Source organism: Nocardioides koreensis, from assembly GCF_039531775.1.
GTDB lineage: Bacteria > Actinomycetota > Actinomycetes > Propionibacteriales > Nocardioidaceae > Nocardioides > Nocardioides koreensis.
Genome location: NZ_BAAAQR010000006.1, coordinates 126,665 through 140,462, shown reverse-complemented (window position 1 = coordinate 140,462; position 13,798 = coordinate 126,665). Strand labels below are relative to the sequence as shown.

Genomic DNA, 13,798 nt, shown 5'->3' with positions numbered 1-13,798 from the left:
ACGACCCGCCCGGGAGGCCCGGGCGGGTCGTCGAAGCGGTGCTGCTGGGACCGTCAGCGACCGCTGCCCCAGTGGATCTCCCACGTGGCGTTGTCGCCGTGCTGCTGGGTCCAGAACGTCCGCCACGAGTCGCTCGTGGGGTTCGGGACCTTGGCGCCGAGGAGGCCCGCGGTGGTCGGGTCGCCGTCGGAGACGTGGATGCCGGTGATCTCGTTGTCACCGTCGTTGTAGGCCGGACCGCCCATCGCGTCGAACGTGGCCGAGGCGTCCCGGCCTTCCGCCAGCCAGCGGACCGGCTCGGGCGCCCGGCCGCGGCCGTCCGCCGCAGCATCGCGGCTGCCGAGACGGAAGAGGTAGCCGGAGTCGAGGGCGTTGCGCTGCTGTTGCAGCGTGTCTCCGGCGTCCTCGACGACGAGGAGGTCCTCGTCGGTCGCGAACGCGATGTTGTCGTAGCCGGTATGCGCCTTGTCGCCCAGGGCCGCGATCGAGATCCGGCCCGTGTCGGCGCTGGGGTCGGCCTGGGAGAGACGGAAGACGCCGCCCCAGGCACCCGGGAGGGTGCTGGAGGTGCTGGTGTCCCCGGTCTCGGTGAAGTAGAACTCCCGGAAGTCGGTGCCGGGGCGGAAGACGCCGTTCTCCGGTCGCTTCATCGGGGTGGCGCCGGCCGCCTTGGCCGCGGCGGTGGCGTCGAACGCCTCCGTCGTACCGGTGTGGACGGTCACCCACTTCGTGCTGAACGACGTCCCGTAGGTATGCAGGTCGGTGATGAACGAGTCCGAGGGGTTGGACTGCAGCTGCTCGGCGGTGACCGGGGAGCCGTCCTTGCGCCGGATCTGCAGCGCCTGCAGGGCGCCACCCTTGGTCAGGTCGGTCCTGTCGGTCGGGACGAAGCGGTAGACGTAGCTGTTGGGGAGCTTGCCGCCGCTGGCGCCTGCGCCACCGATGTCCTCGACGAGCCAGGTGTTGCCGTCCTTGTCGTTCTGCACGCCCTCGTACCCGCCCGAGCCGAGGGCGTTGAGCCGCACGGCGCTGCCGTCGACCGCGTCGCCGTTCGCCTCCAGCGAGACGCCGAAGACGCCGCCGGTGGGGGACTTGGCCTCCGCGGTGAGCAGGAGCTGGTGGGTGAACGGGTCCCAGGTGATGCCGTCGATCGTGGGGTAGGCGTTGCCCTGGGGGTCCTTGTCGGAGATGAGCGTGACCCGCCTGGCCGGGTCGGTCTGGTCGAGGTCGATCCGCGTGACGTAGCCGCGGGGGCCGATCTCGTGACCCTGGTAGAGGTAGTGGTGGCCGCCGAACGTCAGGTAGACGTTCTTGTCCGGCTCGGTCTTGTGCGCCTCGTCGCTGCTCTGGGTCAGCGGCGCACCGTCGAGGGTGTTGTAGCCGTAGTGCGTCACCCCGTTGGCGGTGTCGGGGTTGGTCAGGGGCAGGCTGCCCCAGGCGACCGACGCCTGGGTCGCCGACGGGGTGAGCACGTTGTTCTCGATGCCGGTGCGGGGGTTCGCGGCGGGGACGCCGACCACGCTGAACCCGTCGCGGGCCTCGGCGGACATGCTGGTGACCCCGGCGACCGCGCCGGCGACCAGGGCACCGACCAGACCGGCCCTGGCAAGAAGTGGAGTCGTCACGATGAGCCTCTCGTACTGCCGTGGAAGGGCCGGCGGCAACGGCGGCCGGCCCGGACAGCCGGAGTTTCCGCGGGGAGTCTGGACCGCGGGCATCTTCCGGGTGAACCGGGGCTGGGCTCTCGGAGAAATCCGGGGTCGCCCCTCGGTCCCGGGGGCGGCTACTTCCGCGGGGTGACCCAGAGCCGGATGACGCCCTCGATCACGACGGTGCCGTCGTCGCGGACGCCGCGGACGCGGACCGGGAGGTCGCCCCCTGCGTCCGGGAGGGAGGTCCACTGCTCGGGGTCGGTCTCGGCGACGCAGGTGATGTCGCTGGTGGCCTTGGCGGTGTAGCTGACCTCCATGCCCTTGGGGATCCACCGCTTGTCGGCGGGGATCGTGGCCTCGGCCAGCGCCCCCATCGCGGCCTCGAGCCCGTTGCACAGCGCGATCGCGTGCACGGTGCCGAGATGGTTGTGCACCCGGCGCCGCTTGGGGATCACCAGCTCGGCGTGGTTCGGCCGGATGTCGACGAAGCGTGGGCGGATGGTGGCGAAGTACGGCGCCTTCTGCGCGAACAGCACCGAGAAGATGCGGGCCCCCTGGGGCAGCGCGCTGGTCTTCTTCCACAGGGTCAGGACCTGGCTCATGGCGTCATGCTACCGACGGGTAACTATGAGTGGGAGGTGAGTCCGCCCACGCGCGCAGGACCGGGCGGTGAGTCAGCCACCGTTTGCTCGCCTGGCTCGGTGGCCAGCTCACCGCCGGCCGGCGGCACCGTCAGGCCGGGGTCAGCACCTCGACCCGGTTGCCGTGCGCGTCGAAGGTGTGGAACCGCTCGTAACCGGCGAAGGTCGTGCGTTGGCTCCAGTCGACCTCGTGGCCGGCGTCGGCGAGCCGGGCGGCGGCGCCCTCGAGCCCAGCGACCGTGTCGAGCACGAACGCCGGGTGCGCCTTGCGGGCCGGCGCGAACGGGTCCTCGACGCCGACGTGGATCTCGGCGGCGACGGCGCCGTCCGCGTCGTACGCACGGAACCAGGCGCCGCCCCGGGCGCGCAGGTCGGCGGGCTTCTCGACCTCGCTCATGCCGAGGCCGTCGGCGTAGAACGCGCGGGCGGCGTCCTCGCCGCCGGGCGGGCAGGCCACCTGGACGTGGTGCAGCTTCATGATCACTCCTGTTCGGTCACTCGGGGGTACGGGCCACGACGAAGATGCGCCGGAAGGGCAGCACCACGCCGTAGTGGTGCTGGGGGTACGCCGCGCGCAGCCGGCGCTTGAACTCCTCCTCGAAGTCCGCGCGCAGGTCGTCGGGCAGCGCCTGGAGGGTGGGCCGGGCACCGGTCCCGGAGACCCAGGCGAAGACGGGGTCCTCGCCGGTCAGCACGTGCAGGTACGTCGTCTCCCAGGCGTCGACGGTGCAGCCGAGGGCGGCCAGCCGGTCGAGGTAGACGGCCGGGTCGTGGCTGGAGGGGACGGCCACGTCGCGGGTGTGCTCGGCGTACGGCGACCCGGCCGCGAGGTCGCGCCGGATCGTGTGGCTGGGCTCGTCGAAGTTGCCGGGGACCTGGAACGCGAACCAGCCGCCGGGGCGGACCCGCCCGACGAGTCCCCCGAGCAGGTCGAGGTGGCCGGGCACCCACTGGAGCGTGGCGTTCGAGACCAGCACGTCGACGAGGTCCTCGTCGGTCGACGCTGCCTCATCGCCGGTCGAGCCTGTCGAGACCCACTCACGCAGGTCGGCGACGCCGAAGGCCACCCGCGCGCCCGCCGCCCGGGCCCGCTCGATCATCTCGGGGCTGGAGTCGAGCCCGGTGACGCTCGCACCCGGCCAGCGGTCGGCGAGCAGCGCGGTGAGGTTGCCCGGGCCGCAGCCCAGGTCGACCACCGTGCGCGGCTCGGCTGCACCGATCCGCGCGACCAGCTCGACGAACGGACGGCCGCGCTCGTCGGCGTACGTCAGGTAACGGTCCGGGTCCCAGCGGTGCGCCACGAGCTCTCCTCACAGTCTCTTGACATCAAGACACTTCGGATCCTCATCGAATTTTGTCTCGATGTCAAGATTCTCGACCGATCGGGCTAGACTGCCGACCATGAGGGACGAGGTCGACGAGCTGGTGGAGGCGTGGGCGCGGCAGCGCGCCGACCTCGACCTGGCCCCGGTCGCCGTCTTCAGCCGGATCTCGCGGCTGGCTCGCCACCTCGACCTGGCCCGGCGCCAGGCGTTCACCGAGCACGGGATCGAGTCCTGGGAGTTCGACGTGCTGGCCGCACTGCGCCGCGCCGGCGCGCCGTACGAGCTCTCGCCAGGTCGGCTGCTGCGCGAGACGCTGGTGACCAGCGGCACGATGACCAACCGCGTGGACCGGCTCGCGGCCCGCGGCTTCGTGGAGCGGCACCCGGACCCGGAGGACCGGCGCGGCGTCATCGTCCGGCTCACCGCCGAGGGCAAGACCGCCGTGGACGGCGCCTTCGAGGCACTGCTCGAGGCCGAGAAGTCGCTCCTCCAGGACCTCCCCCACGCCGAGCAGCAGCAGCTCGCCGCCCTGCTGCGCATGCTCCTCGCCCCCTTCGCCTGACCCGAGTCGGCGCAGTTTGACCGGCTGGGGGTGCCGAGGCGGCGCAGTTTCACCCGCGGGGAAGGCCGAGTCGGCGCAGTTTCACCCTCACTCGACGATGTCGGCGGCCTCCAGCCACTCCATCTCGAGCTCCTCCTTCTCGCCCGCCAGCTCGTCGAGCCGGGCACTGAGCTCCGCCAGCTTCTCGTAGTCCTGGGCGTGCTCGAGGATCTCGGCGTTCAGCGCCGCCTCCTGCTCCGCTATCCGCTCGAGCCGCTTGTCGATGCGGGCGATGTTCTTGCGGGCCGCCCGTTCCTCGGCGCTCCCGGCCTTGGCCTTGGCCGTGTCGGGTGCGACCGGCACGGGTTCGTCGACACGCGAGTCTGCGCCGACTCGACCGTTCTCGGGAGGGAGTCCGCGCCGACTCGGCCCATTTTCTGCGCGAGTCTGCGCCGACTCGGCCATGGCCAGGTCAGCGGTACGGCGCTCGAGGTACTCGTCCACGCCGCGGGGCAGCATGGAGATCTGGCCGTCGCCGAGCAGCGCCCAGACCGAGTCGGTGACCCGCTCGAGGAAGTAGCGGTCGTGGGAGACGACCACGAGGGTGCCGGGCCAACCGTCGAGGAAGTCCTCGAGGACGTTGAGGGTGTCGATGTCGAGGTCGTTGGTGGGCTCGTCGAGCAGCAGCACGTTGGGCTCGGTGAGCAGCAGCCGCAGCAGCTGGAAGCGGCGCCGCTCGCCACCGGAGAGGTCCCCGATCCGCGCCGTGAGCCGGTCCCCCGTGAACCCGAAGCGCTCCAGCATCGAGGTCGCGGTGATCTCGCCGTCGGCGGTCTTCGTGACCCGGCGGATCGACTCGACCGTCGGCAGCACCCGCCCCTCGGGGTCGAGGTCGTCGAGCTGCTGGGTGAGGTGCTGGAGCGCGACCGTGCGACCGTGCTTCACCCGGCCGGCCGACGGCGGCAGCTCGCCCGCGATCAGCGACAGCACCGAGGTCTTGCCGGCCCCGTTGACCCCGACGATGCCGACCCGGTCCCCCGGTCCGAGCCGCCAGGTCGCGTGCGACAGCAGCACCCGCTCGCCTGCCCCCGGGATCCCACGCCGCAGGTCGACGTCCTCGACGTCGATGACGTCCTTGCCGAGCCGCTGGGTGGCGAACTGCTGCAGCTCCAGCCGGTCCCGCGGCGGCGGCACGTCCTCGATCAGGGCGTTGGCGGCGTCGATCCGGAACTTCGGCTTCGAGGTCCGCGCGGGCGCACCCCGGCGCAGCCAGGCCAGCTCCTTGCGGGCCAGGTTCTGCCGCCGGGTCTCCGAGGCCGAGGCCTGGCGCTGGCGCTCGGCCTTGGCGAGCACGAACGCGGCGTACCCGCCCTCGTAGGCGTCGACGACGCCGTCGTGCACCTCCCACGTCCACTGGCAGACCGCGTCGAGGAACCACCGGTCGTGGGTGACGACCACCAGCGCCGAGGGCCGCTGCACGAGGTGCTCGGCCAGCCAGGCGACCGCCTCCACGTCGAGGTGGTTGGTGGGCTCGTCGAGCACGATCAGGTCGTGGTCGCCGAGCAGCAGCGCGGCCAGCGAGCAACGTCGGCGCTCGCCGCCGGAGAGGCCGAGCACCGGCCGGTCGAGGGAGACCCCGGCCAGCAGCACCTCGACGATCTCGCGGCTGCGCGGGTCCGCGGCCCACTCGTGGTCGGACCGGCCGCCGAGCACGGCTTCGCGGACGGTGTGGGTGTCGACGAGCTCGTCACCCTGGTGCAGGTAGCCGATCAGCATCCCGCGGGACCGCGACACGCGCCCGGTGTCGGGCTCCTCGAGACCGGTCATCACCTCCAGCAGCGTGGTCTTGCCGTCGCCGTTGCGGCCCACGATGCCGATCCGCTGGCCGGCGCCGATGCCCAGCGAGACGTCGGTGAGCAGCGGCCGCACGCCGTATGACTTCGAGACCCGCTCGAGGTTGACGAGGTTAGCCATGGGTCACCACGTGGGCTCCGGCCACCGGCCCGTTGGCGACGAGTACGACGGGTGGCTCGCGGTCGGCGAGCAGCGCCCCGGCGACCGCGCGGGCGTGGTCGCCGGACTCGCAGAGGAAGACGCAGGTGGGACCCGAGCCGGACACCAGCCCGCGCAGGGCCCCCTCGGACTCTCCCTGCGCGATCCGCAGCTCCAGGTCCGGGCGCAGGTCGAAGGCGGGGGCCTGCAGGTCGTTGTGCATCGCGGCGGCGAGACGGTACGGGTCGCCCGAGTCGAGCGCGGCGAGGAGCTCGTCGGCCGGCGGCGGCGTCGCGGGTGCGTCGGGGAAGAGCTCGTCGAAGTGGCGGTAGACCGCCGGTGTGGACAGCCCGTCCGGGGACAGCACGACCACCCACCACCAGGTGCCGTGGTCGGCGACCGGGGTGACGATCTCGCCGCGCCCGGTGCCGAGCGCGGTCCCGCCCACCAGCGCGAACGGCACGTCGCTGCCGAGCCGGGCGGCGAGCGCGAGCAGGTCGTCGTCGGAGGTCTCGAGGTCCCAGAGCCGGTCCAGGGCGACCAGCGCGGCCGCGGCGTCGGCGGAGCCGCCCGCCATGCCGCCGGCCACCGGGATCGCCTTGGTGATGTGCAGGTCGCCGGTCACCGCGACGCCGTGGTGGGCGGCCAGCAGCTCCGCGGCGCGGTCGACGATGTTCTCGCCACCCAGCGGGACCCCGGCGCTGCCGATGTAGTCCTCGCCGGCGAGCCCGAGGCTCCAGTCCGGGGACGCGACCGCGCTGAGGTCGTCGTACAGCCCGACCGCGTGGTAGACGGTCAGCAGCGGGTGCATGCCGTCCTCGCGGACCGCCCCGACGCCGAGGTGCAGGTTGATCTTGGCGGGGGCACGCACCGTGAGCCCCGCGGTCGTGGTCCTCACGCGGGTGCCCCCACGGTCGGGCCCTGCGCAGCCAGGCCCTCGGCGATCCGCGCGAAGTCGGTGACGGTCAGCGACTCGCCCCGCGCGAGCGGGTCCACGCCGGCGTGCTCCAGCGCGGCGCCCGCGGCCTCGGCCGACCCGGCCAGGCCCCGCAGCGCGCCGCGCAGCACCTTGCGACGGTGGGCGAAGGCCGCGTCCACGACGGCGAAGACCTGCTGGCGGGTGGCGGTCGTGGCCGGCGGCTCGCGCCGGGTCCAGGCGACCAGGCCCGAGTCGACGTTGGGCGCCGGCCAGAAGACGTTGCGGCCGATGGCGCCGGCCCGGCGCACGTCGGCGAACCAGGCGGCCTTGACCGACGGCACGCCGTACACCTTGGAGCCCGGCGCCGCGGCGAGCCGGTCGGCGACCTCGGCCTGGACCATCACCAGCCCGCTCTCCAGGGACGGCAGCAGCGTGAGCATGTGCAGCAGCACCGGGACGGAGACGTTGTAGGGCAGGTTCGCCACCAGCGCGGTCGGCGGCGGGCCGGGGACCGCGTCGATCCGCATCGCGTCGCCGAGCACCACCTCGAAGCGGTCCCGCTGCTCCGGCGCGTACGCCGTGATGGTCGCCGGCAGGCGCTCGGCGAGCACCGGGTCGACCTCGACGGCGACGACCCGGGCCGCGACCTCGAGCAGGGCCAGCGTCAGCGACCCGAGCCCGGGCCCGACCTCGACGACCACGTCGTCGGGGGTGATGCCGGACTCGCGGACGATCCGGCGGACGGTGTTGGCGTCGATGACGAAGTTCTGGCCGCGCTGCTTGGTGGGGCGCAGGTCGAGCTCGGCCGCCAGCGAACGCACCTCCGCCGGCCCGAGGAGCCTCGGACCGGCGGAGGATGAAGATGCGCTCGTCACGGGACGAGCCTAGGTCTCGACAGGCTCGACCACCGAAAGCAGGTGCTCGAGCGCCGAGCCCGGACGTCAGGCCTGGGCGCCACAGACCGGCCAGGCACCGTAGCCACCGGAGGCGTCGCGCACCTTTTCGGCGATGCTGATCTGGTACTCACGGCTGGTGAGGTCCGGGCGGCTCACGCCGCCGTAGGACTGCCAGGTGCTCAGGTTGAACTGGAGCCCGCCGTAGTAGCCGTTGCCGGTGTTCGCGGCCCAGTTGCCACCCGACTCGCACTCGGCGATCCGGTCCCAGACCGAGTCGCCCGACGCGTAGTTGCTGGCCGGCGGGGTCGGGGCCGGCTGCTTGGTGCCGATGTGCACGACCTCGGCGACCGGGGCCTTGGTGACCTGCTGGTCCAGCACCTTGCGCACGGCGAGGTCGCCGTTGCGGAAGACGAGCCGGTAGGTGACGTCGCGCGTCCCCTCGGAGCCCTCGCGGACCACCTTGGAGTCGCCCTCCATCATCGAGGAGTCGTCCCGGTTGATCGTCTCGAAGTCGATGCTCTCGCCCTCGACCTGCTTCTTGACGACGCGGACGTCGGTGAAGACGATCCTGTCGCCGTCCTCGACCTCGTGCTTCGGGGCGGGAGTGGTCTCGTCGGTCTTGCCGACCTTGACGCCCATCTCCTTCAGCGCGTCCTCGACCGTCAGCGCGGTGACCTCACGCTTGACCGGCTTCTTGTCCGCAACCTTCACGGTGAGGGTCTTCGGCGTGACCACGTCGAGCTTGAGGCCCTCGCGGTCGATGGTGCCGCCGCGGCTGGTGGAGAGGTCGGCGCCGCTGAAGCGACGACCGATCTCGCCGAGGGCGCTGGAGACCTTGGTCGAGGTCACCCAGTAGGTGTGCGGGTCGCTCCCGTCGACGGCCACCTCGAGGGGGCGGCCGTACTTCACGGTGATCCGGCTCCCGTCGGACACCTTCTCGTCGAGGCCGGGGGCGACGATGTCGTGGTCCCCGATGTCGATGCCCTGGGAGTCCAGGACGTCACCGACGGTGCCGCCCATGGCGGTCACCTGCTCGGACTTGCCGTCCACCGAGACGGTCACCGACTTGCTGAGGGCGGCGTAGCCGAAGGTGGTGCCGGCCACGGCCAGCACGGCCACGGTCGCGAGTGCGACCAGCGCGGCGCGGCTCCTCGCCCAGGCAGGGGTCAGCCGAGAGATCAGGGGTTGGTTGTGCTCATTGCTCTCTTCATGAATGGGCACGATTCTCCGAACGTCGTACTCCCCGGTTCTCGGGCGCCAGCGCGTCGCGCGCACGCGGACCACCGGTCGGTGGAAAACGTGCTTGCGGGGGTTCTACGCGGGGCTGCCGCTACGGTGCGGCTACCACCTGCACTGGTCAGATCGATCCCGATCCCGGCCATCAGTCACAAGACGATAACGAGATCCCGGGAGCACGCAAACTCCCGGTCCCCAATTTTTCACCGAAGTGACCCATGTCATGGTGACCAAATCCTCTGGATCGTCACCTTTTCGTGCTACCAGGAACCGCCGAAAGCGGCGTCGGTGTTGGCGTCCACGGCTGCGCACAGCTCGCCGAGGTCCACGTCGCGGACCTCCGCCATCGCGCGCATCGTGACGGGCACGAGGTACGACGCGTTCGGGCGACCACGATACGGGGTCGGGGTCAGGTACGGCGCATCGGTCTCCACCAGCACCCGGTCCTGCGGGGTGATCGCGAGCGCGTCGCGCAGCGGCTGGGCGTTCTTGAAGGTCACCGTCCCGGCGAAGGACAGGTAGGCGCCCCGGTCCAGGCAGCGGCGCGCCACGTCGGCGTCGCCGGAGAAGCAGTGCATGACCCAGCGGTCCGGCACGCCCTCCTCGTCGAGGACGGCGAGCACCTCCTCGTGGGCGTCGCGGTCGTGGATGACCAGGGTCTTGTCCAGCCGCTTGGCCAGGTCGATGTGGCGGCGGAACGACTCCACCTGGGCGGCCCGACCGTCCTCGCCGGTGCGGAAGTTGTCGAGCCCGGTCTCCCCCACCGCGCGGACCTTGCCGTGGGCCTGCGCGAGCCGCTCGATCTCGGCCAGCGCCTCCTCGAGCGTGCCGGCGGCGGCGTGCCGGGGCGCCTCGTTGGGGTGCAGCGCCACGCCGGCCACCAGGGCGTCGTACGACGCCGCGGCCTCGACCGCCCAGCGGGCGCCGGGGAGGTCGCAGCCGATCTGCACGATCCGGGGCACGCCGACCGCGGCCGCCGCCTCGATCGCCTGCCCGGTGGAGAACCACGCGGCCGGGTCGTCGGAGTCGCCGATGTCGAGGTGGCAGTGGTTGTCGACGACCGGGTGCGGGAGCGGGTCCGGGGCCGGCGGCCGCTCGCGGTCGCGCCGGCTGCCGCTCTTCTCCTCGGTCGCGGCGCGGGTCCGGGTCGGGCGATCGGTCATGCCTGCTCCTCCTGTCCGGTGCGGCGGCCGGCGTGGTCGAGGATCGCCTCGGCCAGCGGCTCGGGGGCGTGGGTGGGGATCCAGTGGCTGACGCCCTCGAGCACCGCGAGCCGGAACGGCGCGTCGACGTACGCCGCGCTGAGCTCGGCGCCGCGGCGGGCCACCGCGACGTCGCCGTCGCTCCAGACCAGCGTGGTGGGCACCCGCACCCGGGCCCGTCCGGCAGGGCCGGTGGCCAGCCACAGCGCGCGGTACCAGGCCAGCGCCCCGGGCAGCGCGCCGTCGGCCACGACCTCGGTGCGGAACCGCTCGATGTCGGCGTCGGTCATCCCGGAGCGGCGCAGCCCGCGCTCCAGGGCCCCACCGGGTCGCGCCGCACGCTCGGGGAGCCGCGGCAGCGAGAAGAACCCGAAGTACCACGACCGGCGGCCCTGGCTCGAGGTCAGTGCGGCGTGCACGAACGCCCGCGGGTGCGGCACCGAGACCGCGGTCCAGCTCAGCAGCAGGTCGGGGCGGCGGGCCGCGAGCAGCCAGCCGACCGCCGCGCCCCAGTCGTGGCCGACCAGGTGGACCGGGGCGCCGACCCGCTCGAGCAGGGCGACGACGTCGCCGACGAGCAGGGGCAGCCGGTAGTCGCGGCGGCGGCGCGGCCGGGCGCCGCGCGAGTAGCCGCGCTGGTCGACCGCGAGGGTGCGCAGCCCGTGCCGGTGCAGCCGCTCGGTCACCCCGCGCCAGCTCGTGGCCCGCTCGGGGAAGCCGTGCAGCAGCACCACGACCGGGCCGTCCAGCGGCCCCTCGTCGACCACGTCGAAGGTCAGGCCGTCGTGGGCGTACGACGTGAGCCGCGCGGTCATGGCTTGTGCACCGCGTCGTAGACCTCCCGCTTGGGCAGGCCGGCGCGACGGGCCACCTCCAGGATCGCCTCCTTGCGGCTGGTGCCGCCCTCCTCGAGGTCGGCGACCGCGGCCCGCAGGCTGGCCGGGTCGGAGGCGACGTCCGGGCCCCCGGCGGCACCGGAGACCACGATCGTGACCTCGCCGCGGACCCCCTCGGCGGCCCAGTCGACGAGGTCGGCGAGCGGCCCCCGGCGTACCTCCTCGTGGGTCTTGGTCAGCTCCCGGCAGACCGCCGCCACCCGGTCCCCGCCGAGCTCCTCGGCCATCGCGGCCAGCGCAGCCTGGGTGCGGTGCGGGGCCTCGAAGAAGACCATGGTGCGCTCCTCGGCGGCCAGGCCGGCCAGCCGCCGGGACCGCTCGCCGGCCTTGCGCGGCAGGAAGCCCTCGAAGCAGAACCGGTCCACGGGCAGCCCCGAGACGGCCAGCGCGGTGAGCACCGCGGAGGGGCCCGGCACCGCCGTCACGGGCACGTCGGCCTCGACCGCGGCCGCGACCAGCCGGTAGCCGGGGTCGGACACGCTGGGCATGCCGGCGTCGGTGACCAGCAGCACCCGCTCGCCGGCCAGCAGCGCCTCCAGCAGCACGGGGGTGCGTGCGCTCTCGTTGCCCTCGAAGTAGGAGACGACCCGTCCGGCGACGGTGACCCCGAGGTCGGTGGTGAGCCGCTTCAGCCGACGGGTGTCCTCGGCGGCGACCACGTCGGCGTTCGCGAGCTCCTCGGCCAGCCGCGGCGGGGCGTCGGCGACCCGGCCGATGGGGGTGGCAGCGAGCACGAGCGTGCCGGGAGGGGTCGTCACGCCCCGATCATCGCAGGCGTGCGAACCCGCTCCGGCGGCCCCGTAGAGTCTGCGACCGTGACGACGTCCGTGCCTCCCGACACCGCGGTCGAGGAACGGGTCACCCTCTCCCGCACCGCCGAGGGTCGGCCGGTGCCGCCGGCCCGGGTGCGGGCCCGCGGCCGGGCCCGGCTCGAGGACCCGGTGGTCGGCTGGTCGGCCAGCATCGGCGTCGCCGTGCTCGCCTTCTTCCTGCGGGTGTGGCACCTCGGGACGCCGCACGAGTTCGAGTTCGACGAGACCTACTACGCCAAGGACGCGTGGTCGCTCGCCCACTTCGGCTACGTGCGGGAGTACGTCGGGAACGCGAACGAGAAGATCCTCGACGGCACCACCACGGGCGTCTGGAAGGACAGCCCGTCGATGATCGTCCACCCTGAGGTCGGCAAGTGGCTGATCGCGCTCGGGGAGAAGACCTTCGGAATGGACCCGTTCGGCTGGCGGATCGCCGCGGCCGTGGTCGGGTCGCTGATGGTGCTGGTGATGTGCCGGCTCGCCCGCCGGCTGACCGGCTCCACCGCCCTGGGCTGCGTCGCCGGGCTGCTGCTGACCTTCGACGGGCTGCAGCTCGTGCTGTCCCGGCTGGCGCTGCTCGACATCTTCGTGGCGTTCTTCATGCTCTGCGGCGTCACCTGCGTCGTCAACGACCGGTACTGGTACCGCGCCCGGATGGCGCGGGTGGCGCCCGACCCGGTCACCGGCCGCGGCTGGGGCCCGGTGCGCGGGCTGCTGTTCCGGCCGTGGCTGCTGGTCGGCGGGGTCTGCTGGGGGCTGGCGCTGGGCAGCAAGTGGGAGGCGGCGTACGCGCTCGCGGCCTTCGGGCTGCTCGCGTGGCTGTGGAGCGCGGGGGCGCGGCGCTCCTTCGGGGTGCGCTGGCCGGTGCTGAAGTCGGCACTGGTCGACGGGATCCCCGCCTTCGTGCACCTGGTGCTGGTCGCGCTGGTCGTCTACGTCGCCACGTGGACGGGGTGGCTGATCCACGCGCAGGAGTACGAGACCCACCTCTCGGCGACGCAGTACACCCACTACAACGGCGGCAAGGACTGGCCGACCCGCAACGAGCCGGACGCCAGCGGGTTCGGCGAGGTGACCCAGTCGCTGCGGTCGCTGTGGCACTACCAGCGCGACGTCTACATGTTCCACACGCACTTCCTCAACGACAGCACCCACACCTACGCCTCGAAGCCGTCCGGCTGGCTGCTGCTGAACCGGCCGGTCGGGGTCGCGGCCGACGTCGACATCAAGCCCGGCACCCAGGGCTGCGACGCCCCCGCTGGCAGCGACTGCCTGCGCCAGGTGCTGCTGCTCGGCACGCCGGTGCTGTGGTGGGGCGGCCTGCTGGCGCTGCTGTACGCCGCGGCGATGTGGGTCGGCGCGCGGGACTGGCGGTTCGGGCTGACCATCGTCGGCACGCTGACGACCTGGCTGCCCTGGCTGATGTACGACGACCGGCCGATCTTCCTGTTCTACGCGGTGGTCACGCTGCCGTTCCTGGTCCTCGCGGTCACCCTGGCCATGGGCAAGCTGATCGGGACCTCGCCGGTGCCGACGGCACGGCGGACCGCCGGGGTGGTGGTCGCAGGGTCCTTCTTCGTGCTGGTGATGGTGAACTTCGCGTGGTTCTGGCCGATCTGGACCGACCAGCTGCTCACGCACTCGGAGTGGCTGGACCGGATCTGGTTCCAGCGCTGGATCTAGCCC

General features: G+C 72.7%; 13 protein-coding genes. 2 read left to right on the top strand and 11 right to left on the bottom strand.

Going from position 1 to position 13,798, the window contains the following annotated elements:
• Positions 1–53 precede the first annotated feature (53 nt).
• The 4 genes from ABD268_RS11660 to ABD268_RS11645 all read right to left on the bottom strand — a co-directional run bounded on the left by ABD268_RS11660 (position 54) and on the right by ABD268_RS11645 (position 3,594).
• Entirely contained in the window at positions 54–1,625 is a 1,572-nt protein-coding gene (locus ABD268_RS11660; protein ID WP_344151836.1) for an alkaline phosphatase PhoX, read from the bottom strand.
• 158 nt (positions 1,626–1,783) lie between these two features.
• Positions 1,784–2,254 carry a hotdog fold domain-containing protein gene (locus ABD268_RS11655; RefSeq protein WP_344151833.1) on the bottom strand — a complete coding sequence of 157 codons (471 nt, stop codon included), beginning with the start codon at positions 2,252–2,254 and terminating at the stop codon, positions 1,784–1,786.
• A gap of 130 nt (positions 2,255–2,384) precedes the next feature.
• Positions 2,385–2,771 (bottom strand): VOC family protein, encoded by a 387-nt coding sequence (locus ABD268_RS11650; RefSeq protein WP_344151830.1) that lies wholly within the window; start codon positions 2,769–2,771, stop codon positions 2,385–2,387.
• A gap of 16 nt (positions 2,772–2,787) precedes the next feature.
• Entirely contained in the window at positions 2,788–3,594 is an 807-nt protein-coding gene (locus ABD268_RS11645; RefSeq protein WP_344151827.1) for a methyltransferase domain-containing protein, read from the bottom strand.
• 100 nt (positions 3,595–3,694) lie between these two features.
• Here ABD268_RS11645 and ABD268_RS11640 point away from each other — a divergent pair, with 100 nt between their 5' ends.
• Positions 3,695–4,180 carry a MarR family winged helix-turn-helix transcriptional regulator gene (locus tag ABD268_RS11640; protein ID WP_344151824.1) on the top strand — a complete coding sequence of 162 codons (486 nt, stop codon included), beginning with the start codon at positions 3,695–3,697 and terminating at the stop codon, positions 4,178–4,180.
• Positions 4,181–4,267: 87 nt separating this feature from the next.
• On the opposite strand, the gene ABD268_RS11635 is transcribed toward ABD268_RS11640, so the two are convergent.
• The 7 genes from ABD268_RS11635 to rsmI all read right to left on the bottom strand — a co-directional run bounded on the left by ABD268_RS11635 (position 4,268) and on the right by rsmI (position 12,058).
• Positions 4,268–6,133: an ABC-F family ATP-binding cassette domain-containing protein gene (locus ABD268_RS11635; protein ID WP_344151821.1), complete on the bottom strand. Its 1,866-nt coding sequence runs from the start codon at positions 6,131–6,133 to the stop codon at positions 4,268–4,270.
• Entirely contained in the window at positions 6,126–7,049 is a 924-nt protein-coding gene (locus tag ABD268_RS11630) for a 4-(cytidine 5'-diphospho)-2-C-methyl-D-erythritol kinase (protein ID WP_344151818.1), read from the bottom strand. Before ABD268_RS11630 ends, ABD268_RS11635 begins: the two co-directional genes overlap by 8 nt.
• Positions 7,046–7,945 carry a 16S rRNA (adenine(1518)-N(6)/adenine(1519)-N(6))-dimethyltransferase RsmA gene (gene rsmA, locus ABD268_RS11625; RefSeq protein ID WP_344151815.1) on the bottom strand — a complete coding sequence of 300 codons (900 nt, stop codon included), beginning with the start codon at positions 7,943–7,945 and terminating at the stop codon, positions 7,046–7,048. The genes ABD268_RS11630 and rsmA overlap by 4 nt, the downstream gene beginning before the upstream one ends.
• Positions 7,946–8,011: 66 nt before the next feature.
• Complete coding sequence (locus tag ABD268_RS11620) at positions 8,012–9,085, bottom strand: resuscitation-promoting factor (RefSeq protein WP_344151812.1); 1,074 nt, start codon at positions 9,083–9,085, stop codon at positions 8,012–8,014.
• A gap of 377 nt (positions 9,086–9,462) precedes the next feature.
• On the bottom strand, positions 9,463–10,365 hold the full coding sequence (locus tag ABD268_RS11615; RefSeq protein ID WP_344151809.1) for a TatD family hydrolase: 903 nt from the start codon (positions 10,363–10,365) through the stop codon (positions 9,463–9,465).
• Positions 10,362–11,219, bottom strand: coding sequence for an alpha/beta fold hydrolase (locus ABD268_RS11610; RefSeq protein WP_344151806.1), 858 nt, complete (start codon positions 11,217–11,219; stop codon positions 10,362–10,364). The genes ABD268_RS11615 and ABD268_RS11610 overlap by 4 nt, the downstream gene beginning before the upstream one ends.
• Positions 11,216–12,058, bottom strand: a complete 843-nt coding sequence (gene rsmI / locus ABD268_RS11605) for a 16S rRNA (cytidine(1402)-2'-O)-methyltransferase (protein ID WP_344151803.1) — start codon at positions 12,056–12,058, stop codon at positions 11,216–11,218. The genes ABD268_RS11610 and rsmI overlap by 4 nt, the downstream gene beginning before the upstream one ends.
• A 57-nt stretch (positions 12,059–12,115) precedes the next feature.
• Here rsmI and ABD268_RS11600 point away from each other — a divergent pair, with 57 nt between their 5' ends.
• Positions 12,116–13,795: a dolichyl-phosphate-mannose--protein mannosyltransferase gene (locus tag ABD268_RS11600; protein ID WP_344151800.1), complete on the top strand. Its 1,680-nt coding sequence runs from the start codon at positions 12,116–12,118 to the stop codon at positions 13,793–13,795.
• The last annotated feature ends 3 nt before the right edge of the window (positions 13,796–13,798 follow it).